Source organism: Clostridium sp. AM22-11AC (assembly GCF_003473545.1).
GTDB lineage: Bacteria > Bacillota > Clostridia > Lachnospirales > Lachnospiraceae > Enterocloster.
The window spans coordinates 83,531-108,551 of the sequence record NZ_QUCM01000006.1 but is presented as its reverse complement, the minus strand read 5'-3'; the positions used below and the strand labels follow the sequence as shown (position 1 = coordinate 108,551).

Genomic DNA, 25,021 nt, shown 5'->3' with positions numbered 1-25,021 from the left:
AAATTTGAATTTGGAGGGGCAACATGAATTCTTATAAATTACTCTTTGATTGGCAAATTTCTATGCCAGATAACTGGCAAGGCGAATACGATAAAGAGAGTGGTCAGTACATTTTTTATCCTGACAATAGTGATTTGACAATTCGTATAACACCGTTCCACGCAGAAAGGGATGGTATACTTGCACCAAGAGAAGTAATGGAAGATGCTTATATCAGAACAGTGCCAGTATCTGCAAGACAGCGAAATTTAGATTTCTACATTCCAAGCGGATTTGAAGCAAAGATATACGACGATGTATTAACGGAAGATAGCAACACTATTTATGTTGTTTATGTAGGGTATTATTCTGCGGGTGAATTATTGTCTATCAGCATATGGAGTACCAACAGAGATGAAGGTGAACAAGCCTTAAATGTTCTTAATACGATAAGGAAGTAAGCAATCGCCAAATCCCAGTTTCATGTTGCTTTTAATAATTGAATATTGAATGATTTTACATAGCCGTTAAGGAGTAATTTTTGCTCCCTAGCGGCTTATTTTATTTTTCAAAGTAGGAGGTGAGAAAATTGAAAATTAGAAAGGTTGATGACAAACCGATGGTCATTCACACCAAGGAGAAAGCCAAGATTCATGCCCACGAACCGAAGGGAGCCAAGATTAAGGGGAGTAACATCTATACAGTAGAGAGAGGTCCTAAGACAGCTGGTGCAAAGGTAACTGATACGGATAGAAAGAAGTCCTATCGAAAGAGTACCATTCATCAGTCAGAATCGAAGAATAAGGGACTATCAAGATTTAAGCGAAACCTTAAAGAATCCAACACTTCCATCAAGACCAAGAACACGAATCTTCACATTGCAGGAAGAACTGGAGCACTTGCAGCCGGGGCAGTAACAGAGCAGGTAGAAGGTGGGCATGAGGTATCGCAGGCAGCATATCTTGCATATGAAGCAAGCCGCCCTGTTACCGGAACTGCTTCTAAGGGTGCTGCACTTTTCAGGAAAAAGGCGGCAGCCGAGGCAAAGAAGCGTATCAAGAAGGTAGAGGCAGGAAAGAAGCTGGCAAAAAAGACAGCAAAGAAAGCTGCCAAAGATACAGCCAAGACTGTAGCTAAAGAGACGGCAAAAGAAACAGCAAAGACTACTGCTAAGGTTGCAACGAAAACTGCTACAAAGGCAGCTGCTACAGCGGCAGGAACAGCGGTTGCACCGGGAGCAGGCACGGCAATCGGCATGGCAGCCGGATATGCGGCAGGTGCGTCCATAGAGGTCAAGGATGAAAAAATGACCAACCGGAGCAGGAAGATAAAATTCTTTCTGGATAAGATGAAAGCACAGGAGAATCAGACAGACAGCGTGGCAAAGCTGGTAAAGGATCTGATTGTGCGAAAAGCGATTACCTGGGTAAAGGCAGCGGCACCGATTGTTGGATTGGTGCTTTTATTACTTGTTCTTGTAGTTGCCATGATTGCGGTTCCGGTTATAGCGGTGATAGCAATCCTTTACAATTCACCATTTGCTTTATTTCTGCCACCACTTGAATCAGGAGATACCGTGCAGACAGTAACGAGTGCTTATGTGCAGGAGTTTAACCGGGATGTGAACACGAAGGTTAATGAGCATACCGGATATGATCTTGGAGAGCTTGTATATGTGGACTATGAAGGTATGGAAGAAAACCCAAGCAATTACTATGATATCATGGCAGTCTATATGGTCAAGCATGGTGTCGGAGATACTGCAACAGTCATGAATGATACTTCTAAAGGCTGGCTGCAGGCAGTTGTAAATGATATGTGTTCATACACCACAAGCACCGGAACAAAGGATGTGGAAGAAACGGATGCAGACGGCAATGTGACTACTGTCACGAAGTCTGTTCTGTATGTGAATGTAACGCTGAAATCGTACAGGGATATGATTTCGGTCTATGGGTTTAACTCTGATCATGTGGAAATGCTTGAGCAGATCATGAGTCCGGAGTTTATGGGACAGCTTGGATATGCCGGAAGCGGAAGTGGCGGCGGAGGCGGAAGTCCGGGAGTAAGCTCCATGACTGAGGATGAAATCAATGCCATCCTAAACGAAATTACAGACAGCAGGCAGAAAACAGTCTGCTCCTATGCACTTCACAGAGTTGGCTTTCCTTATAGTCAGGATTTAAGAGACAGCGGTAACTATTATGACTGTAGTTCCTTAGCCTATTATTCATGGAAAGATGCAGGCGTGGATATTAGTTACGGCGGTGCAACCACAGCGGCAGCGGAGGCACAGGGACTGGATGAAGCCGGAAAGACAGTCGCCTTTGATGAGTTACAGCCGGGAGACCTTATTTTCTACAGTTTTACAAGCAACGGAAGATATAAGAACATCAGCCATGTGGCAGTATACGTCGGAAATGGCAAGGTGGTAGAGGCGCTTAATGAAAGTCTTGGTGTGGTCTACAGGGATGTGGCAAGCACAGGAAAGATTGTTGTGATAGGAAGACCATAACAGGAAATTTGCAGAGAGGGCATAGTCTCTCTCTGAGACTGGAGGTAAGAATGGATTTAAAAGATATGATACTGGTAACAGAAAACGACAGGGGAACAGAGACAAATATGCTGATGACTCTGGATGATTATAAGAGTTTTATAGCAGTTGATGACATGTCAGAGCTTGCAGACAATTTGTTGCAGCTTGGAAGAACACTTGGTGAAGCAGATAACTTCGCAGAGTATTACAGGGCAGCAAATGTAACTGTATCTGCGAGATTCTGTCTGGATGATATTCAGCTGGGGCACTTTCTTCAGGGACTTTATAACGATTCCAAAGAATTTCGGTTTGATAAAGAAGCCAGTTCTTCTGAATGTGTTGCAAAGCTTAAGGAGATTGGAATGACCGATAAGGGCTGGGTGGATGATTTTAACCTGCATTATGAAAGTGTGGACAGATCATTTGAAAGGGGACAGACATTTCATAACTTCAATGACCATGATTACATGGTGCTTGAAGCATTATCACCAAGGAATCTCGTGGTGATGGATATGAAGTCAGGTTCTCTTACAATCGCCCTTGGTGCGACAGAGTATAAGCGTTATCCGAAGGATGAGAAGCCTACAAAGGACAATACCACAATCGGAGTATCGTGGGAGCATGGCATTTATCTCGGTTCCACACTCTCAACCACGAATTTCAAGGCATACAAGAGGGAGTATGGCACACCGGAAAAGATAGAGGATATCTATGATTACAGGGCAAAGCTAAAGCAGAAGTTCTATTTTTATCAGGATATGTCAAAGGATGATGATGTGCCAAAGAAACTGCAGAATGATTTCCTTCACCAAATGTATGAGGATTTTGGAACGATTGAAGAGGATTGTTTTTACGACAGGCTGGAAGATGGAAAGTACGATGAAGGCTTTAAGGAAAGACAGGTAAAGGAAGAAAAGAGCCGGTGATGAGATTTTTACAGGAGGCGATATCATATGGAACAGGAATTTGATGTTGAGATAAAAGAAGTGCTTTCACGAGTACAGAAAGTAAAGGCAGAGTCGCTTGACGATGCCATCAATAAGGCAATGGATATGTATTATGCAGAGCAGATAGTCCTTGGAGCAGAGGACATGAAGGGAGTTGATTTTGCACCTATCAGCGAAGGTCAGCTCCCTTCTTCATTAAAAAAAAACGGAGGAAAAGCAAGATGAAAAGTGATTCAACAACAGTAATTAAGAACATGGAGTTTTTAGTAAAGGAACTTCATAAGGAGTGGGACAGATCGGGTGCTTCTAAGGCATCCGTTATTATTTCCCTTGAGGAAGTAGATGGTATCAATGATAAGTTAAAAGAGATTATCTATCAGACACAGAAGTCAGTCGATGAGGATGAGCTGACCTTTAAACAGAGCATTGCAAAGTCCAAGGAGTGCTATGTGCTTCTTCGTGTGGTGCGTAAGATTGCAAAGAAAAAGGATAAATGCGAAAAACAGGCAATCGACAATAAATTTGCAATCGAGCTGGATAAGGATGAGTTAAAGCTATTTAAGGGATTGTTTGCAGAGATGTTTAAGTAGAGGAGGACAAAGGTATGGGCGTTGATATGAAGGTCAAAGCGATATACGATTCTGAAATTGGTAACATCACAAGATCAGAAAAGAACTGGAAGGATGTGTTAAAGGTCGCAGGTCAGTTATACCGCTATGAATTTGACAATATCGTTATGGTAACAGCTCAGAGACCTCCGGAAAAAAGCACACTCATGGCAGATTATGATACCTGGAAAAAGGTGGGAAGATATGTAAAGCGTGGTGCGAAAGGCTGCGCCATCTTCCCGTCAAGGGCACTGAATCCACGCATGAGGTATATCTTTGATATCAGTGATACCGGAGGGAAGAATGTTAAGTTGACATGGGACCTTGAGGGAGAAAATCTTAAAGATTATGTGGATTTTCTTGTGTCAGAAGGTCAGATTGAGCAGTACGATAACAGCGACAGGGAGTCTCTAAAAAATATATTAAAACAGTTTACAGGAACAGATGTTTGGTTTATAATAAAAGAAGAGTTCGGAGACCGAATGACCGAGCTTATGCAGCTATCAGGTAGTGTGATAAAGGAAGAAAGTAAGAAACGCAATGGCTTACAGCAGGAAATGGACATGGAGCAGCTTGTATATGCAAGTGTCATGTATGCTGTAGGGACGAGATGCGGATTTGACTTATCTGTGCAAGAACAGGATTTTAGTCAGATCGTAAATATCAAAGACGAAGAGATCATTTACCGTCTTGGTTCCATTGTATGCGATGTCTCCTGTAGTGTTCTTAGAGAATTTAGTCGTAACTTAAAGGCAATCGAGAGCGAAAGGAGAATTGGATATGTTAGAAGAAATGACTTACAAGGAAGTGGATGGACTGCTTTATCCGCAGATAGAGATGCCGGACGAGATGGAGGATCTCACGAAGCTGGGCAAATACGGAAGGATGGCGATGAACTATCTAAAGGAGAACGAGCCGGCAAGATACAAGACGCTGATGAGATTCGGGAAGATGTACGAGAAGATGTCAGCGGTAGAGGCGGAAGCGAATCAGCTGTACGACCAGTTAGAGATGCAGTATCTGGCAAAGCACAAGCCACAGAATCCGTCATCGACAATGGAGATGTGGAAGATAAGAGAGCAGGCGAAGATGCAGGCAGAGGAAGTGGTACTGAATCAGATAGTGATGCGATTCCACTAGAATCTGATGATACAGAACTGAATAGGGAACTTGATGAAATCAATTCATTGGGTGTTAGTAAGGAAGCCGAATATACACAGGCTTCCTTTTTTTTCGACCAGAACGGGCAGGCAAGCATTGGCACCATTCATACTGAGGACGAAAACAATAATCAGTTTATGCGTCAGTTCGAGCAGGACAGAAAAGCTGCATTAGCAGGTAAATACAATTACCTGAATCCCAAAAAGTCTGCAACAGTACCAAGTGAGTATATCAAACAGGTGCTTATGAGAGGTACAGGTTTTATCGGTGGTAAGGGCAGGGTATGCAAGATTTTTGAAACAGAGATTGATGCAGGAACCAGAGCAAAGCGTATCAAAGCAGAATATGGTCAGGGAGGTGCAGGCTGGCCGGTTGACGGACTAGGACTGCACGGATATGACACATTTCATGGGAATGGACTGCGTTTTCAGTGGCGAGATGAGGATGGAGAGGTTGAAGGATATGTTTCGTGGAAAGATATCGAAAAAGAGCTTGGTGTACTTATTCTTACAGGGGAATACCAGCCTGAGACACCTCGTATTGATGAGCTTGCGATGGACGGACTCCGTGAGGATGATGAGGTCATTGATGCCGAATACCGGGAAGTGGAACCGGAAGGGGCAGAATCAGAGATTGATGATTATGCAATACCGGATGAGCCGGAGAGCTATGCTTCTAACAGAGATTATGTAAGTGCAAAAGGCATGACACCACAGGAAGCTGCCGATGAAGACCGCATGGTAACACAGGCAGAATATGGTGCCGAGATAGAAGCTGAAACATCTGAAAAAGATCCATCAGAGCTTAAGTATATTACACCGATTGATTATGCCAAGCGTATTGAGGAGCTTGATGAAGACCTGCGTGATGCGGCGGAGATTCTTGTAACAGATTGCAGCTGCTACACTCCGTTTAGGGCATTCCTTATGGATGTGGTGCAGTCTGATTTTGCATTTATGCCAAATAAACTTGACCTTATCAGGGATATTGCATTAGGGACAGATAATGCAGAAAGAAAGGCATATTCCAACAATAAGTATGGTCTTGTGGAGTACTCAATCAGAAGCGGTTATGTGAAGATCAGCTATAAGAACAGGAATGGTGTGCGTAAGGAAGGTGCACTCGACTGGCGTGAGTTATACGAGATTTTATCCTATATGGTAAAACAGCCATTTTACTGCGGAGAAGACCAGAAGAAGTATTATCAGGAGACAAAACAGAAGGCTGACAGGGATAAGATGAATCCGGTCTATAAGAGATTCTTTGATATCGAGGATAGTGTAAAAGCCAATCGTCTTGAAACCAGGGAAAGAGCAATAGCGAATGGCTGGGAAACCAAGATTGATGAGAATGGACATGTGGTTTCAGATGATGCAGTACAGAAAAAACACAACTTCCACTACAACCTCTGGGAAATGGAAAAAGGCGGAGCTAAGACCAGATACCAGTGGAATATGGATGCAATCCGCACTCTAAAGCAGATTGAATCAGAAAACAGGCTTGCCACACCGGGGGAGCAGAAAGTTCTGTCGAAGTTTGTCGGATGGGGCGGACTGTCACAGGCATTTGATGAGGAAAACGCAGGCTGGAGCAAAGAGTATGCAGAGCTTAAAGAACTTTTATCTGATGAGGAATACAGTGCGGCAAGGGCAACAGTAAATAACGCCTTTTACACTTCACCGGAGATAGCCATGTGCATGAATTCGGCACTTGTCCAGTTTGGTTTCAGAGGCGGCAATGTATTAGAGCCATCCATGGGTATCGGTAACTTCTTTGGAAGTATGCCGGAAACAATGCATGAAGCAAAGCTGTATGGAGTGGAGCTTGACAGCATTTCAGGAAGAATTGCAAAGCAGCTTTATCAGAATGCCAATATCAGTATCACAGGATTTGAGAATACCACATATCCGGATAACTTCTTTGATGTAGTTGTCGGAAATGTGCCATTTGGTGATTATAAGGTTTTTGATCCGAAGTACAACAAGTATAACTTCCGTATCCACGATTATTTTCTGGCAAAAGCACTTGATCAGGTAAGACCGGGAGGCATGGTTGCGGTGATTACCACAAAGGGAACACTTGATAAGGCAAATCCTACTATCCGAAAGTATCTGGCTGAAAGAGCAGAGCTTGTGGGAGCGATAAGACTTCCGAATACTGCATTTAAAGATAATGCAGGAACCGAAGTGACAGCAGATATCCTGTTTTTGCAGAAAAGGGAGAGAAAGATTGATATTGAGCCGGACTGGGTACACCTTGGTGTAACTGAGAATGGCATTGCAGTCAACTCTTATTTTGCAGAGCATCCGGAAATGATGCTTGGATCTATGGAATATGACACAAGGATTTACGGACAGGACAGCAGATACACAGTCTGCGTGAATGATGATGAGAACTTCAATATTTATGAAGCATTAAACAAAGCTATCGGTAATATCAAAGCCCAGATGACAGATTTTGAGAGAGTGGCAGATGAGGCGGAGCAGACGGAGGAAGTTATCCCGGCTGATCCGGATGTGAGAAACTACACTTACACATTTTTTGAAGGAAAACTCTATTACAGGGAAAATTCCGAGATGGTAAGAAAAGAAGTATCACAGACTGCCGAGGAGCGAATCAGAAGCCTTGATGAAATCAGACAGATAACAAGAGATCTGATTGATATCCAGATGGATGGCTGCAGCGAGGAGGAGCTTTCTGATAAGCAGAGACTTCTTAATGTAAAATATGATGCCTTCGTAAAGCAGTATGGAGCCATTACTTCAAAAGCAAACAGAATAGCTTTCAGAGATGACAGCGATTACCCACTTCTTTGCAGTCTTGAAGAAGTAAATGAAGACGGGGAGGTGAAAAAAGCGGATATGTTTTATAAGCAGACGATTAAGGCAAAGACTGTCATAGACAGGGTTGAGACTGCTGTGGAAGCATTGAATGTATCCGTCAATGAATTTGGATATGTAAATCTTGCCTATATGCTCTCTATCTATGAGCCGGATATTACTAATGTAAAGGAAGAACTTGCAGAAAAGTCCGGGCAGACAGCTGATGAGATAACATTTAGTGATGATGCTTTGGCAGAGCTTAGAAGGGCAGTTCTTGTGGAAGAGCTGGATGGATTGATTTTCCTAAATCCCGACCGCTACAACGAGAACAATCCCGACATCGGCTGGGAGACGGCAGACGAGTATCTTTCCGGCAATGTGAGAGACAAGCTTCGTGTAGCAAAGGCTATGGCAGCGGATACAGGCAATCCGCAGGCAGAAAAATTTGCAGGCAATGTGGCAGCACTTGAAAAGGTACAGCCGGAGTGGATTGAAGCCTCGGATATTGATGTAAAGATTGGCACGACATGGATTGAGCCGCTTGATTATGAGCAGTTTATCTATGAGCTTCTCAATACACCAAGACGGGCAAGGGCAGTCAGAAGCCAGTTTTACAATACAGGCATTCAGGTACACTTAAATAAGATGAGCATGGAATGGTTCATCGAGAATAAAAGCATGGATAAGCATTCAGTGGCGGCTACTAAGACCTATGGTACAAGCCGCATGGATGCTTATTCTATTTTTGAGGATACGCTGAATCTAAAGACAGTAACAGTCAGGGACAGGATTGATGACGGTGATGGCAGGTATCATTACGAAGTCAATAAGAATGAGACAATGCTTGCAAGGGAAAAGCAGAACATGATCAAGGAGAAGTTCAAGGAGTGGCTGTTTGCAGAGCCGGAGCGAAGACAGAAATATGTGGAGTATTACAACGAGACATTTAATAACATCCGCCTGCGTGAGTATGACGGAAGTCACTTACAGTTTCCGGGAATGAATCCGGCGATTGAGTTAAAGCCACACCAGAAAAATGCGGTGGCAAGAATTCTTCTTGGGGGAAATACTCTGCTGGCACACTGTGTCGGTGCCGGAAAGTCATTTGAGATGATGGCTGCCTGCATGGAGCAGAAGAGACTTGGACTTGCCAATAAGACAATCATGGTTGTACCAAAGCCGCTTATCGGTCAGACGGCATCAGAGTTTTTAAGGCTTTATCCGTCAGCAAATATCTTAGTTGCCACGGAGCGTGATTTTGAAAAAAGCCGCAGAAAGCAGTTCGTATCAAGGATTGCAACTGGTGACTATGACTGTATCATCATGTCACACTCACAGTTTGAGAAAATCCCAATCTCCGCAGAGAGAAAGGAGCGAATGCTTAACGAGCAGATTGATGAAATCAGCTATGCGATTGATGAGATGAAGGAGCGTAACGGAGAGCGATGGACTGTAAAGCAGATGGAAAGCCAGAAGAAAAAACTGGAGGAACAGCTGAAATCCTTGTCAGATGAGAGCAGGAAGGATGACCTTATTACCTTTGAGGAACTGGGTGTAGATTCTATTATGGTAGACGAAGCACATAATTTTAAGAACCTTGCGATTTTTTCCAAGATGAATAATGTGTCAGGTATCAGCAGTAGCGGAGCTAAGAAGTCAACGGATATGCAGCTTAAATGCCAGTATTTGTCTGAGATAAATGATGGCAGGGGTATTGTGTTTGCAACAGGTACACCAATATCCAATACCATGTGTGAGATGTATGTCATGCAGCTTTACTTACAGAAAGCGGCACTTGAAGAGATGGGGATTTATCACTTTGATTCTTGGGCAGCAAACTTTGGTGAAGTGACAACAGCACTTGAGCTTACTGTAGAGGGAAGCGGATTTCGTTTTAAGAGCAGATTTAATAAGTTTACGAATCTGCCGGAGCTTATGAATATCTTCCGTGAGGTAGCAGATGTGCAGACCGCAGACATGCTTGACCTTGATGTGCCAGCTCTCCGTGGCGGCAAGCCTATTATAGTGGAGTCGGAGCCTGACTGGTATGTGAAGCAGGTCATGGAAGACTTTGTTGTGAGGGCAGAGCGTATCAGAGGCGGTGGAGTTGATCCAAGCGTGGATAACTTTCTAAAGATTACCCATGAGGCAAGACTTCTTGGAACGGATGCCAGACTGATTGATAAGGATGCGCCGAACAATCCGGATGGAAAACTCAATAAGGTAGCGGAGAATGTATGGAAAGAATATGAGAAAGGAAATGCTGATGGTCATATAGGCTGCCAGCTTATTTTTTCGGACATCGGCACACCGGGACCAGATAAGGACTTTACCATCTACGATTATCTGAAAGAAACACTGATCCAGTATGGTATTCCGGCAGATGAGATAGCTTTTATTCATGATGCCAAGACGGATGCACAAAGGGACGCACTTTTTAAGGAGATGAGGACAGGTAAAAAGAAGGTTCTTATCGGTTCAACGGACAAGTGTGGAACAGGTGTCAATGTGCAGACACACCTTGTTGCAATGCATCATGTGGATTGCCCTTGGAAGCCTTCTTCTATTGAACAGAGGGAAGGACGAGGCATACGACAGGGTAATGAAAATGAAGAGGTGGCAATCTACAGATATGTCACCAAAGGGACATTTGATGCATACAACTGGTCGCTTGTTGAAAATAAGCAGCGATTCATCAGTCAGGTCATGACAAGCAAGGCTGTAAGCCGAAGCTGTGAGGATATCGACGAGGCAACACTTTCCTATGCAGAGATTAAAGCGGTTGCCACAGGCAATCCTTTAATCAAGGAAAAGATGGAGATTGACAATGATGTCCAGAGATTAAAGCTCTTAAAGGCATCCTATGACAATCAGAGATATGGCTTGCAGGATAACTTTATGATTAAGTATCCGAAGCTGATTAAGACAGCAACAGAAAAGCTTGCCAATGTAAGAGAGGATGTAAAGGCAAGGGATAAAGAGCTGATTGATAATCCGGAATTTGCCATTACCATAGGCAAAGTAACTTACACAGAGCGTGTGGATGGCGGAACGATGATGCTTGAAGCAATCAGTAAATGTAAGACCGGAGAGACAACTGTAATCGGTAAATTCCACGGATTTGAGCTGCTTGTGGAAAAGAACTTCCTTGGCATCAATTATATGGTGCTTCGTGGAAAGACAGAGTATAAAGCAGAGCTTTCCACAAGTCCTGTCGGCAGCATGGTGAAGCTGGAAAACCTGTTCAATGGACTCCATGAGAACATTGATTTCTTTGAAAAGAAGATTGAGCAGTACCAGAATGACCTTGAAGCATCAAAGGCAGAGTATGACAAGCCATTTGCATACAGCAAGGAACTGGAAGAAAAGCTGTCAAGGCAGTGTGAACTGAATGCCCAGCTTGACCTTGAGAACGCAAAGGCTGTGGATGCAGACCTGAGCGGACCGGAGGAAGAAAGAGAAGCAGATGACAGGATGGAATCTGCAGCAATTGTAGCAGAGGATAAAGGTGCTTATCCAGCCGACAGAGAGGGCAGAACACGATAGGAGAGTGAATAATATGAGCATAAGAAAAGTGGTCGCAGGACTACTGATTGCAGCAGGGATTGCCATTATGGCAGTCCCTTTTTTCTGGCGGACAACCGGAGAAAAACAGACAGAACAGCTCATAAGTGAATTTGAGCAGACATTGGAGGATGATTACGATGAAGAAACAGATGTGGAGGAAGAGCAAACCTCCATTAGTAAAGAGGATGAAGCCATTCTTAAAGAAGGCGGTGTTATCGGCATCATTGAGATACCGGGCTTAGATATCAGGTATCCGGTAATGGAAGGAACCACAAGTAAAGTGCTTAATGCAGGGATTGGTCATATAGAAGAGACTGCAGGAATCGGAGAAAGTGGCAACTGTGTATTGTGCGGTCATAATGGCAGCAGATATGGCACATTTTTTACACCACTAAGTCAGATATCCATAGGTGATGAAGTAATGATAACCGACAAAAATGGGCTGAAGCATATCTATGAGGTAATAGAGACAGAGGTAGTAAATCCGTATGATAACAGCATCAAGACACAGGGTACAGAAAAAGAATTAACTCTTTTTACCTGTTCCCAGAAAGGAACCATGCGTTTTGTGGTCAGGTGCATTTATAAGGAGGCGGTGATGGATGAATAAGAGATACCGATTAGGTGAGATAGAAGAGGCAGTAGCAGAAATGGAAGAGCTAATTGACATCGAGGATGATATTGCTGAGATTGATGATGACTTTCAGATAGTCGTAAGCGGCTGGTCTGTGTATGTCGAAAGCCTGAATCTGACACTCAGACAGGGAATAGCCTGTGTATGGGATGCAGAGGAAGGATTATTTATGCCTGATTTTGATGTGACTATCGTGTATGAGGGGAACATTGAAACACAGGAGTGGCTCTATTACGAGCAGGATGGAATGGTCGTTACACTTGGCAACTGGCTTAATGGCAGATTGTCTTGTGAACAGATAGAACAGCTTTGGTGTGAGCTTATCATACCGGAGCAAAACAAAGAACAAAAAGAAAGCGAGGAATAGCATATGAAGTATTCAATTAAAGTAAACGAAGTAAGAGCAAAAGAGGGCAGCAACATCAAAGGATTTGCAACAGTAGTATTTGGTGATTCATTTAAGATTACCAATATTGCAATCCTTGAGAATAAGGATAAGGGAGAGCTTTTTGTATCAATGCCAAGATACCGCTCCAATGAGCGTGATGAAAGCAACGGTGTGATCTATAAGGATGTGTGCAATCCTATCACAGCAGAGTTTCGAGAGGAACTCTATACCAATATCCTTGATGCCTATGCAAGAATTAAGGAACCGGAGAAAGAGGAGACACAGAAGCAGGAGCGTACACAGGAAATGCCGGAGTTTTCCGTAACTGTAACACCTTATGAGAGGGAAGGTAGTAACATCAAGGGACTTGCACGCATTTATTTTGAAAACAGTTTCATCGTAAATAACATCAATATCGTGCAGGGCAAAGAGAAAATCTTTGTATCAATGCCTTCTTATAAGACAAAGCAGGTGGACGAGCAGGGCAAGCCAATCTACCAGGATGTCTGCTATCCGGTCACAAAGGATTTCAGGGAAAAACTCTATAATGAGATTATCTCTGAATATGAGAAAGCAAAGGATAAGAGCAACGAAAATGCAAGAGAGAGTGCAGAGAAACATCATGGCAATCCCGATAAAGAGAAGGACAAAGAGGCGACGCCCTTTCGATAATCAGTAATCAGAGTACAGGGGCGGCCAAGGCTGCCCCATTTACAGAATGGAGGAAACAGAATGGATATGGAAGCAGGAAAAACACTTACCAATGAGGAGGTCATAAGAGAACTTCTCGACTTATTAAAGAAAAATGCCATGAAAGAGCAGGCAAACGATGTATTTGAGATATGCAGCTATGTGGATGGACTGGAGAAAAAGATTGATTCCATGACGGAAGAACTCACCAATATGCAGAACCAGATCAAAGAAATGCAGGAAGATACTCTTGTCAATAATGCTAAAAAGGGCTTGACAAATAAAGGGTTAAGGAATATAATTAGATTCAGTTTTATACAAGGAGTTAATAAATATGCGGCAAGGTATTCTTAAATAAACTGTCAATTTGATAGTGGGAACAAAAAGTAGCAGTCCCGTTTCACTTTTAATATGGGGCTTAGTTTTTTGTACCCAGTTTAAGAATACTTTTATCATGTAATTTTATATGCCCGAAAACATATAAGTGTTTTGGGGCTATTGGAGTTATTTACCCAGTGATAGGAGTATTTATCACTGGGTATTTTTATGCCCTTTTTTGGGTGTTGATAGGAGGAAAATCACATGAAAATAATTAACTTAGGCATTCTGGCTCACGTTGACGCAGGAAAGACAACATTAACGGAAAGTTTATTATATACCAGTGGTGCAATTGCAGAACTAGGGAGCGTAGATGAAGGCACAACAAGGACAGATACAATGAATTTGGAGCGTCAAAGGGGAATCACTATCCAGACAGCAGTGACATCTTTTCAGTGGGAGGATGTAAAAGTCAACATTATAGATACGCCAGGCCATATGGATTTTTTGGCGGAAGTATACCGTTCTTTATCCGTTTTAGACGGAGCAGTATTATTAGTTTCTGCAAAGGATGGCATACAGGCACAGACCCGTATACTGTTTCATGCACTACAGACAATGAAGATTCCGACAATCTTTTTCATCAATAAAATTGACCAAGAGGGGATTGATTTGCCAATGGTATATCGGGAAATGAAAGCAAAGCTTTCTTCGGAAATTATAGTGAAGCAAAAGGTTGGGCAGCATCCCCATATAAATGTAACGGACAATGACGATATGGAACAGTGGGATGCGGTAATTATGGGAAACGATGAACTATTAGAGAAATATATGTCAGGGAAACCGTTTAAAATGTCAGAACTGGAACAGGAAGAAAACAGGAGATTCCAAAACGGAACGTTATTTCCCGTTTATCACGGAAGCGCTAAAAACAATCTGGGGATTCGGCAGCTTATAGAAGTGATTGCCAGTAAATTTTATTCATCAACGCCTGAAGGTCAATCTGAATTATGCGGGCAGGTTTTTAAGATTGAATATTCAGAGAAAAGGCGGCGTTTTGTTTATGTGCGTATATATAGCGGAACATTGCATTTGAGGGATGTTATTAGAATATCTGAAAAAGAGAAAATAAAAATCACAGAGATGTGTGTTCCGACAAACGGTGAATTATATCCATCCGATACAGCCTGCTCTGGTGATATTGTAATTTTACCAAATGATGTTTTGCAGCTAAACAGTATTTTGGGGAACGAAATGCTGTTGCCGCAGAGAAAATTTATTGAAAATCCTCTCCCTATGCTCCAAACAACGATTGCAGTAAAGAAACCTGAACAGCGGGAAATATTGCTTGGGGCACTTACAGAAATTTCAGATGGCGACCCTCTTTTAAAATATTATGTGGATACTACAACGCATGAGATTATACTTTCTTTTTTGGGGAATGTGCAGATGGAAGTCATTTGTGCCATCCTTGAGGAAAAATATCATGTGGAGGCAGAAATAAAAGAGCCTACTGTTATATATATGGAAAGACCGCTTAGAAAAGCAGAATATACCATCCACATAGAAGTCCCGCCAAATCCTTTCTGGGCTTCTGTCGGGTTGTCCATAGAGCCGCTCCCTATTGGAAGCGGAGTGCAGTATGAAAGCAGAGTTTCACTTGGATATTTAAATCAATCGTTCCAAAATGCGGTTATGGAGGGGGTTCTTTATGGCTGCGAGCAGGGGCTGTATGGATGGAAAGTGACAGACTGTAAAATCTGTTTTGAATATGGATTGTATTATAGTCCTGTAAGTACCCCCGCAGACTTTCGGCTGCTTTCCCCTATCGTATTGGAGCAGGCTTTAAAAAAAGCAGGGACAGAACTATTAGAGCCATATCTCCACTTTGAAATTTATGCACCGCAGGAATATCTCTCACGGGCGTATCATGATGCTCCAAGGTATTGTGCAGATATTGTAAGTACTCAGATAAAGAATGACGAGGTCATTCTGAAAGGAGAAATCCCTGCTAGATGTATTCAAGAATACAGGAACGATTTAACTTATTTCACAAATGGGCAGGGAGTCTGCTTGACAGAGTTAAAAGGATACCAGCCAGCTATTGGTAAATTTATTTGCCAACCCCGCCGCCCGAATAGCCGTATAGATAAGGTTCGGCATATGTTCCACAAGTTAGCTTAACAGCTTGCAAAAGTCATATAAAATGAGATTTGAAAGGATTAGAGACTAATTATGATGAAATGCGAATGGATATTGTGTCCTGTTTGTGGGAGCAAAACCCGTAATAAAATTAGGAAGGACACTGTTTTGGAGAATTATCCCCTTTATTGTCCAAAATGCAGACAAGAAAGATTGATTAAAGTTGACAACTTGAAGATAACTGTCATCAAAGAGCCAGACGCTTAAGACGCAGAGCCGATTATTTTTGTAATATATTAGAGCATCTAGAAGAAACTATTTATCAAATTTTATGAAAAGGAATGAGCATATGTTTGGAGAAACATTGCATTGCGGTGAACTTATAAAGAGACTTAACGATGCACTTGGAAGAAAGGCTAATAATACGTTGATGTGCAATGATGTCACCCTTTCGCAGATTAAGGTCCTCGCAACTATCAGCGAGGCAGCCGATGAGACGATAACGCTAAAAGAACTTGAAAAGCATTTTGAAGTTAAACAGGCAACGATGGCAGGAATTGCTGCACGTCTGGAAAAAAATGGGATGATAGAGGGGTTTTATGATTCAAATGATAAAAGAATCAAACATGTAAAGCTCACGGCAAAAGGTGAGGAGATATGCAAGACGGCAAGAGCTTCAATGGATGAAAATGAGAGGGAACTTTTAAAGGCACTTAATGATGATGAAAAAGGACAGCTTAGAAATCTTTTGCAGAAAGTATATGACAGTATCAAGTCATGCTGACTGTAGACTTATAAGGTGAATTTAATCGAAGGGAGAATGATAAAAATATGATAAAAACATTAGCAAAATGTATGGGCAAATATAAAAAAGAATCAATTATAACGCCAATATTTACTGCAGTTGAAGTTTTTTTGGAAATTCTTATTCCATTTATAACAGCCTCAATAATTGATAAAGGAATACAGGCCGGAGATATGAGAAAGGTTGGTATTTATGGTGGAATAATGCTTATTATAGCATTTTTGAGCCTTTTTTGTGGTATACAGGCAGGAAAGTATGGGGCGGCAGCATCAACAGGATTTGCGTGTAATCTGAGAGAGAAAATGTATGAAAATATACAGACATTTTCATTTTCTAATATTGATAAATTCAGTACAGCAGGTCTTGTAACACGTATGACAACTGATGTAACTAATGTACAGAATGCTTATCAGATGATAATAAGGAGTGTTGTGAGAGCACCTCTCATGATGATTTGCAGTATTACAATGTGTGTAATAATAAGTCCGAGATTAAGTATTATATTTCTTGTTGCACTTATATTTTTAGGATTTGTACTTTTCTTTATTATATATAAAGTAACACCGGTTTTTACATCAGGTTTTGAAAAATATGATGAACTCAATGCGAGCGTTCAGGAGAATATTTCAGGAATCCGTGTTGTTAAGGCATTTGTATGTGAGGAGCATGAAAATAAAAAGTTTAATAAAGCGGCAGATAATCTTTATAAAACATTTGTTAAAGCCGAGTCATTTCTTGCATTTAACAATCCGACTATGATGCTTGTTGTATATGGATGTATTGTTGCATTGTCATGGTTTGCTTCACATTTTATTGTGTCGGGTTCAATTACAACTGGTAATCTTACATCAATGTTCAGTTACGTAATGAACATGCTTATGGCACTTATGATACTTTCAATGATATTTGTAATGGTTTCAATGAGTGCGGCAAGTGCAAGGCGTATTTCAGAAGTTCTTAATGAAAAAGCGGACCTTGCCAATCCGGAAAAACCTTATGAAGAAGTGGAAGACGGAAGAATCGATTTTAATCATGTTAATTTTTCATACAGAAAAAACAGTACAGAGGATACTTTACATGATATTGATATTCATATTAATGCAGGTGAGACAATTGGTATTATTGGTGGTACAGGATGCGGAAAATCAAGTTTTGTGAGCCTTATAAGCCGTCTTTATGATGTTACTGAAGGTTCTGTATGTGTTGGCGGAAAAGATGTAAGAACTTATGATATGGATGCACTCCGTAATCAGGTGGCTGTAGTATTACAGAAAAATGTCCTGTTTTCAGGAACAATACTTGACAATCTCAGATGGGGTGATGACAATGCTTCATATGAAGATTGTGTTGAGGCATGTAAACAGGCATGTGCTGATGAATTTATCGAGAGAATGCCTAAGAAGTATGATACATGGATAGAACAGGGCGGTACTAATGTTTCAGGTGGTCAGAGACAGAGACTCTGTATTGCGAGAGCATTGCTTAAAAAACCAAAGGTTCTTATTCTTGATGATTCGACAAGTGCTGTAGATACTGCAACAGACGCAAAAATCAAACAGGCATTTGCCCAGAAAATTCCGGGAACAACAAAGCTTATAGTTTCGCAGAGAATTTCAAGTATTCAGGATGCCGACAGAATTATTGTTCTTGAAGATGGAAAAGTCAGTGGCTTTGATACACATGAGAATCTTATGGAAAATAACAAAGTTTACCGCGAAATCTGTGAAGTTCAGATGCAGGGCGGCGGCGATTTCGACGAATCGGCAGAATAGTGAGAATAGGAGGAAGACATGAAAAATAAAAATGAGAACAAAGAGAAGAATCCGCTTTTATTATTAAAAAGACTTCTTTCTTATATAGTAAAAAATTATAAATTGGCATGTTTCATGGTGGTCGTTTGCATATTGGTTTCGGCACTTACGACATTATGTGGAACTTTATTTATACAGAAACTTATTGATAATTACATTGTGCCTCTTACCCAGATGGCAGTTCCTGATTATTCACCGCTTGCACAGGCTCTTTTAAAACTTGTAGCAATATTTGCAGTGGGTGTTTTATGTTCCTACGGATATAACAGAATTATGGTAAATGTTGGTCAGGGTACTATGAAAAAGCTCCGTACAGAGATGTTTACTAACATGGAATCACTTCCAATCAGATATTTTGATACACATGCACATGGAGATATAATGTCGGTATATACAAATGATATTGATACATTAAGACAGCTTATAAGCCAGAGTATTCCACAGGTTCTTAATTCACTTATAACACTTGTATCAACATTTGTAAGTATGATAGTTCTTGATATACCACTTACAATTGTATCTGTTATTATGGTTGCAATTATGCTTTTTGTGACATCAAAGCTTTCCGCTGCATCTGGCAGATATTTCATTGAACAGCAGAAAGATATCGGTAAAGTAAATGCTTATATTGAGGAAATGATGGAAGGGCAGAAGGTTGTTAAGGTATTCTGTCATGAGCAGGAAAGTCTTGAACAGTTTAAGCAGATTAATAACAAGTTAAGAGAAAGTGCCAACAATGCTAATAAAATTGCAAATATTACAATGCCTATTAATGAAAATATAGGAAATATAAGTTATGTTTTGTGTGCACTTGTAGGTGGTGTGCTTGCATTAAGCGGCTTTTCAGGACTTACAATTGGTACACTTGTAGCATTTCTTTCATTAAACAAGAGTTTCACACAGCCTGTAACAGAGATAAGCCAGCAGGTAAGCAGTATTGTAATGGCTATGGCAGGTGCCGGCAGGGTATTTGACCTTTGTGATGAAGTACCAGAGACAGATGAAGGTGATGTTGAACTTGTAAATATATGTTATGATTCAAATGGTGAAATCCATGAAACTGAAGAACTGACAGAGATGTGGGCATGGAAAAAACCAAATGCTGCAAACAAAGATGAAATGTATACAAGACTTCAGGGTGATGTTACATTTGATGGAGTTGATTTTGGATATAATCCTGACAAAATCGTGCTTCACGATATAAAAATGTTCGCAAAACCTGGTCAGAAGCTTGCGTTTGTAGGTTCTACCGGTGCCGGAAAGACAACAATTACCAACCTTATTAACAGGTTTTATGATATACAGGATGGTAAAATCCGTTATGATGGAATTAATATTAATCATATTAAAAAAGACGATTTACGCCGAAGCCTGGGCATTGTTTTACAGGATACCAACCTTTTTACAGGCACGATTATGGACAATATCAGATATGGAAGACTCAATGCAGCTGATGAAGAATGTATAGCTGCCGCAAAGCTTGCTAATGCTGATGGATTTATAAAAAGACTTCCTGATGGTTATAACACAGTGCTTACCGGCGGTGGTGCGAACCTTAGTCAGGGACAGCGTCAGCTTCTTGCAATAGCGAGGGCGGCAGTTGCAGATCCTCCTGTTCTTATTCTTGATGAGGCGACTTCTTCTATTGATACACGTACAGAAAAACTTGTACAGCGTGGTATGGATGCACTTATGACAGGAAGAACTTCATTTGTTATCGCTCATCGTCTTTCTACGGTACGGAATGCAGACTGTATTATGGTTATGGAACAGGGAAGAATTATTGAGCGTGGTACACATGACCAGCTTATGGAAGAAAAAGGCAGATACTATCAGCTTTACACAGGAAAGTCAATCAGTGCGTAAGATTTTGATTAATTGGTATTAAATAAACATTTCAAAAACACGGGGTATAAAAATATGAAATATGCTTATATTAACGGAAAAATACTTGACGGAACCAAAGATATGCAGGTAAAAGAGGGCTTCGTCATACTTACGGACAATGATAAAATTGAGGATATTGTCAAGGCAGGCACGGATTTGAATGGATATGAAAAAGTTGATTTAAAACGCAGATATATTATGCCCGGTCTTATAAATATGCATGTTCACCTTGCAGGTAATGGCAAGCCGCAGAAAAAACAGCGTGATAATGAGAAACTTGTAAAAATACTTATGGGAAATGCACTTATGCGTTCAATTGCATACGGTATGGTTGCCGGATTTGCAAAAACAGAGCTTATGAGCGGTGTGACAACAATAAGAACGGTTGGCGGACTTGGAAGTTTTGATACAAAATTAAGAGATGAGATTAATGCAGGAACAAAGATGGGACCTAGAATACTTGCCGCTAATGAAGGGATTTCCGTGCCTGGCGGACATATGGCTGGCTCTGTTGCTGTTGCGGCGGACAGTATAGATACAGCCTTAAAACATCTGGAGCAATCGGAAAAAGAAAAGGTTGATTTGATAAAGCTTATGATTACTGGCGGCGTAATGGACGCAAAAGAAAAAGGTGTTCCGGGTGAACTGAAAATGTCTCCGGAAATGGTAAAGGTAGTCTGTGACAAGGCACATGAAAATGGCTATTTAGTTGCTGCACATGTCGAATCTCCGCAGGGGGTGCGTGTTGCTCTTGAAAATGGTGTTGACTCAATTGAACACGGTGCAAAAATTGATGATGATACAATTAAGTTATTCAAGGAAAGAAAAGCATTTCTTTGCACAACAATTTCGCCTGCACTTCCGTATGCATTGTTTGATCGTTCGATTACCAACGCAACTGAAGTTGAACAGTTTAACGGAAATGTTGTGTTTGAGGGAATAATTGCATGTGCGAAAGCGGCACTTGAAAATGATATACCTGTCGTTCTTGGCAATGATGTCGGATGTCCGTGGATTACACAGTATGATTTCTGGAGAGAATTGTATTATTTCCACAAATATACGGGCGTTTCCAATGCGTTTGCACTGTATACGGCAACCGCAAGAGCTGCCGAAATGGCGGGAATCGGTGATATTACCGGTACGCTCGAAAAAGATAAATGTGCAGATATGATTGTAACCGAGGAAAACCCACTCGATGACCTCAGAGCATTACGACATGTAAAAATGGTTGTCGCAAGAGGAACGATTATGGAAAATCCTAAAGTTAAAATAAATAAGCGTGTCGAGACTGAACTTGATAAATTCCTATAAAAAAACCCCGCTGCGGCGGGGCTTTTTTATTCATATAAACACATATAATTTGTCAAATACTCTGTTATAATTTCTCCATAATAATTGTTCATCTGCAATTTCGCATAGATAAAAGGTTTTAATAAATAACGGATTATGATACATATAACAGGACAAATAAAAATCCAGTTTTTATTAACTAGGGATGTTGCCACTCCTTTACTCCATTGTACTGGAATTTCTGTCGGCAACTTAGAATAAGACAAAGCCCCAATAATCAAGCATAGTGCGGTAATCATAGTCCAGGTAAGCATACTTCCCCATATATACAAAAAGCTGACTGAATCCAGTTTGAAAACAGTTCGATTATCTTTCCAATAGTCATGAAAATCTGTTACATACTGTTCTACCTGTAATTTTTCATAACTAATACTTCCTTCATCCAGCATTTTTTCGCACATGAGTTTCGCCTTATTCAAATCAGTAATCTGATTTTTTAATACTTCCTTTTGCTTCTCAAGCATTTCCTGCAATGTTACTTTTTCGGATATAATATTTCGTATATCTTCAATAGAAATTCCCAATGTACGTAGATATGCAATCTTCTTTATATTTTCCACATCATTTTTAGAATAATCTCTATAACCATTACTTTCATTTCTCGAAGGCTCAATAAGTTTTTCCTTTTCATAAAAACGGATATTAGAACGGGATAAACCTGTTCGCTCTTCTACGTCTTTTATAGTCATATTATGCCCTCCTTTCGAGCAACTCTATTTTACTTAATAATAAGCTATAAACAAGGTTTACAGTCAAGCATTTATCAAAAAAACTATAGTTGTTGATAAGGACATGAAAAGCTGTCCAAAATAGAAGGTGAACCGGATTGCTGCTCCGACTCAATCTTCCACATGGAATACATCTTCCACCAGCATATTAAAGTACTTTGATATCCGCAGCATAAATTCGGCAGATGGGGTGCTGTCCCCACGCTCTATCCTGCCGACAGTTTTGGTGCTGTATCCAATAGCAGCGGCAAGGTCATCCTGGTAAATGCCTCGCTGTTCACGTATTTCTCTTATATTATTGGTAACCGCCATAAAAATCCCTTCTTTCAGTTCTATAGATATTTTCTTATTGTCAATTATGCAAAATAATGTGTCCGATAAAAATGACTTGCAATTTTATCGGCAATGTCCTGTAATAGCACAAGCATCAGATTTTCCAAGAACTTTTCCAAATATGTCTAAGCGGTCATTTTCACTAACCTTGATAGGTGCATACTTTTCATTGAGTGAGATAAGGAAAATTCCTTCTTTATCGTTTTGTAATTTCTTAATATAGGCTTCTCCGTTTAGAGCGAAGATGCCGATTTCTCCATTAGCAACAGATTCCTGCTGTAATATCCATGCAATCTGACCATCGTGGAATTCTGGTTCCATACTGTCACCACTAATACGGACACCGAAAGTAGTATCTTCTGGCAGGATAGATTCATCTATGCGTACAGTCTCTTTCGGTCCATCTACAAGGAAGTTACCGGTTCCGGCTGATACAGCATTTTCAAAAATATCAATGCTACGGAATGGAATTATCTTAGCAGTCTGCTTTTCATACATTCCGGATGCGTGGAGCAGATTGATATAATCCATAGCTTTTTCCCTGCCTTCATCAGTTAGTGATGAGAAAGGATCGGCAGGATTTACTCCAAAATATGCCTCATACATGTTAGTAATACCAAGGATTCTACACACTTTGTAAAATATGGTAACGCTTGGTTCAGCAAGATTTCTCTCCCAGTTGGATATGGCTTTATAGGAAATGGTAATGCCTTCCTTTGCCAGTTCATCAGCGAGATCCTGTTGGAGCAAGCCTTTCTTTTTTCTATATGTTGAAATGATTTCTCCGATTGAGTACATACATACGCCTCTTTTCTTTCATTTTGTTGATTTCTAATGTCTCTTTTCACTCCATAGTATATAGCAACAGTACCAATTATTCAAGCTAAAAATCCAATATAATGAGAAAAAGGACACATGTGTCCGTTGACAGTCGATTATTCTTGGGGTTATACTATGCCCTGTAAGAAACATTACCCATATACTTGGACTAAAGTTATGGTAATGACAGATTAAATGCAGGAGGTGATGCAGATGGGAGACAGGGTAATACTTCATTCAGATATCAACTGTTGTTATGCTTCGATTGAACATCTGCATCATCCTGAGCTTGCAGGAAAGCCATTGGCAGTAGGCGGCGACCCGGAGGCAAGACATGGGATTGTCTTAACAGCTGACTATATTGCCAAGAAGTACGGTGTGAAAACAGGAATGGCACTCTGGCAGGCAAAGCAAGTCTGTCCGGACATAACATTTGTTTCACCAAGAATGGACTTATATCTTCGGTTCTCAAGGATGGCGCATGAGATATATGCAGAATATACGGACAGACAGGAGCCATATGGGATTGATGAGTGCTGGCTTGATGTTACAGGGAGCAGCTCCCTTAAAGGGGATGGATTGCTCATTGCACAGGAAATCAGCAGGAGAATGAAGTCAGAGCTTGGCATCACAGTAAGTGTTGGTGTTTCTTTCAATAAGATATTTGCAAAGCTTGGTTCAGACTATAAGAAGCCGGATGCAATCACAACTATGTATAAGGGTGAGTTTAAGCAGAAGGCATGGTCACTTCCGGTGGCAGATCTTCTATACGTTGGCAAAAGTACGAACAGAAAGCTTGCATTATTTGGTATCAAAACCATAGGTGATCTTGCAAGGGCAGATGAAGATGTGCTTAACAGTCACCTTGGAAAGAGGGGCAGTATCTTATGGTCGTTTGCTAATGGCTATGATGATTCACCTGTCAAGCTGGAGAATACCCACGCTCCAATCAAATCGGTGGGAAACAGCATAACGACGCCAAAGGATTTAGTATGCGATGAGGATGTAAAGATTGTTCTTTATATTCTGGCTGAGAGTGTTGCAGCAAGACTTCGTGAGAATGGATTCCGGTGCAGAGTGGTTGAGATAAGTGTCAGGGATAATGAGTTATTCTCTTTTACCCGTCAGAAAAAGATTGACCATGCAACGAATATCACCGGAGAGATAGCTGCATATGCTTATCAGATATTTAAGGAAAACTATAACTGGAGCAAGCCAATCCGCAGTGTTGGTGTCCGAGGTGCAGACTTAGTAACAGATAATTATTGGGAACAGATTGATTTATTCTCAAGTGTGGAGAAGCGTGAAAAGCAGATGAAGATGGATTCAGCGGTGGATGAGATACGCAGAAGATTTGGATTTTACAGTATCCAGAGGGGACTCATGTACCGGGACAGGATTCTATCGGCAGTCAATGCAAAAGAAGAACACACAGTACATCCACATGGGTACTTTTCAGGTTAGCAACGAGAAGTGCCAATAGAGTAAAGAAG

General features: G+C 41.0%; 19 protein-coding genes and 1 pseudogene. 17 read left to right on the top strand and 3 right to left on the bottom strand.

Translation table 11 applies throughout. The features are described 5' to 3' along the window. Positions 1-23 precede the first annotated feature (23 nt). The 16 genes and pseudogenes from DW251_RS08300 to DW251_RS08225 all read left to right on the top strand — a co-directional run bounded on the left by DW251_RS08300 (position 24) and on the right by DW251_RS08225 (position 21,609). The gene (locus DW251_RS08300; protein WP_117874784.1) at positions 24-440 is read left to right on the top strand and encodes a hypothetical protein; all 417 of its coding nucleotides are present in this window, start codon (positions 24-26) and stop codon (positions 438-440) included. Between the two features lie 119 nt (positions 441-559). Further along, complete coding sequence (locus DW251_RS08295) at positions 560-2,494, top strand: NlpC/P60 family protein (protein WP_347474642.1); 1,935 nt, start codon at positions 560-562, stop codon at positions 2,492-2,494. 50 nt (positions 2,495-2,544) lie between these two features. Then, positions 2,545-3,441: a hypothetical protein gene (locus DW251_RS08290; RefSeq protein ID WP_117874786.1), complete on the top strand. Its 897-nt coding sequence runs from the start codon at positions 2,545-2,547 to the stop codon at positions 3,439-3,441. A 27-nt stretch (positions 3,442-3,468) separates the two neighbouring features. Next, positions 3,469-3,687 (top strand): DpnD/PcfM family protein, encoded by a 219-nt coding sequence (locus DW251_RS08285; RefSeq protein ID WP_117477949.1) that lies wholly within the window; start codon positions 3,469-3,471, stop codon positions 3,685-3,687. Next, positions 3,684-4,052: a hypothetical protein gene (locus DW251_RS08280; protein ID WP_117477950.1), complete on the top strand. Its 369-nt coding sequence runs from the start codon at positions 3,684-3,686 to the stop codon at positions 4,050-4,052. The genes DW251_RS08285 and DW251_RS08280 overlap by 4 nt, the downstream gene beginning before the upstream one ends. Before the next feature lie 14 nt (positions 4,053-4,066). Next, positions 4,067-11,599, top strand: coding sequence for a helicase-related protein (locus DW251_RS18595; RefSeq protein ID WP_118300729.1), 7,533 nt, complete (start codon positions 4,067-4,069; stop codon positions 11,597-11,599). A 13-nt stretch (positions 11,600-11,612) separates the two neighbouring features. Next, a complete protein-coding gene (locus DW251_RS08270) occupies positions 11,613-12,230 on the top strand; it encodes a class D sortase (protein ID WP_117477952.1) in 618 nt (205 codons plus the stop codon). Further along, a complete protein-coding gene (locus DW251_RS08265; protein ID WP_117477953.1) occupies positions 12,223-12,621 on the top strand; it encodes a hypothetical protein in 399 nt (132 codons plus the stop codon). Before DW251_RS08270 ends, DW251_RS08265 begins: the two co-directional genes overlap by 8 nt. A 3-nt stretch (positions 12,622-12,624) precedes the next feature. Continuing rightward, a complete protein-coding gene (locus DW251_RS08260; RefSeq protein ID WP_117477954.1) occupies positions 12,625-13,314 on the top strand; it encodes a SpoVG family protein in 690 nt (229 codons plus the stop codon). A 60-nt stretch (positions 13,315-13,374) separates the two neighbouring features. Next, positions 13,375-13,611 (top strand): annotated as a pseudogene (locus DW251_RS08255) (DUF6674 family protein); the annotation flags it as partial. A 303-nt stretch (positions 13,612-13,914) separates the two neighbouring features. Continuing rightward, entirely contained in the window at positions 13,915-15,834 is a 1,920-nt protein-coding gene (gene tet(O), locus DW251_RS08250) for a tetracycline resistance ribosomal protection protein Tet(O) (protein WP_117477955.1), read from the top strand. A 51-nt stretch (positions 15,835-15,885) separates the two neighbouring features. Further along, on the top strand, positions 15,886-16,059 hold the full coding sequence (locus tag DW251_RS08245) for a cysteine-rich KTR domain-containing protein (protein WP_002779755.1): 174 nt from the start codon (positions 15,886-15,888) through the stop codon (positions 16,057-16,059). Positions 16,060-16,141: 82 nt separating this feature from the next. Then, positions 16,142-16,576, top strand: a complete 435-nt coding sequence (locus DW251_RS08240; protein ID WP_158550875.1) for a MarR family transcriptional regulator — start codon at positions 16,142-16,144, stop codon at positions 16,574-16,576. Between the two features lie 47 nt (positions 16,577-16,623). Next, a complete protein-coding gene (locus DW251_RS08235; protein WP_118300727.1) occupies positions 16,624-18,369 on the top strand; it encodes an ABC transporter ATP-binding protein in 1,746 nt (581 codons plus the stop codon). 18 nt (positions 18,370-18,387) lie between these two features. After that, complete coding sequence (locus DW251_RS08230; RefSeq protein WP_117761253.1) at positions 18,388-20,274, top strand: ABC transporter ATP-binding protein; 1,887 nt, start codon at positions 18,388-18,390, stop codon at positions 20,272-20,274. 54 nt (positions 20,275-20,328) lie between these two features. Beyond that, entirely contained in the window at positions 20,329-21,609 is a 1,281-nt protein-coding gene (locus tag DW251_RS08225) for an amidohydrolase family protein (RefSeq protein ID WP_117529001.1), read from the top strand. A 26-nt stretch (positions 21,610-21,635) separates the two neighbouring features. Here DW251_RS08225 and DW251_RS08220 read toward each other — a convergent pair whose 3' ends face one another. From DW251_RS08220 to DW251_RS08210, 3 genes are all read right to left on the bottom strand, one after another. Beyond that, the gene (locus DW251_RS08220; RefSeq protein WP_243034904.1) at positions 21,636-22,337 is read right to left on the bottom strand and encodes a MerR family transcriptional regulator; all 702 of its coding nucleotides are present in this window, start codon (positions 22,335-22,337) and stop codon (positions 21,636-21,638) included. A gap of 150 nt (positions 22,338-22,487) precedes the next feature. Beyond that, on the bottom strand, positions 22,488-22,688 hold the full coding sequence (locus DW251_RS08215) for a helix-turn-helix transcriptional regulator (protein ID WP_004611564.1): 201 nt from the start codon (positions 22,686-22,688) through the stop codon (positions 22,488-22,490). Between the two features lie 84 nt (positions 22,689-22,772). After that, on the bottom strand, positions 22,773-23,507 hold the full coding sequence (locus DW251_RS08210; protein WP_117482444.1) for an XRE family transcriptional regulator: 735 nt from the start codon (positions 23,505-23,507) through the stop codon (positions 22,773-22,775). 234 nt (positions 23,508-23,741) lie between these two features. On the opposite strand from DW251_RS08210, the gene dinB reads away from it, so the two are divergent. Then, positions 23,742-24,992, top strand: coding sequence for a DNA polymerase IV (gene dinB / locus DW251_RS08205; RefSeq protein ID WP_117570083.1), 1,251 nt, complete (start codon positions 23,742-23,744; stop codon positions 24,990-24,992). Positions 24,993-25,021: the final 29 nt, after the last annotated feature.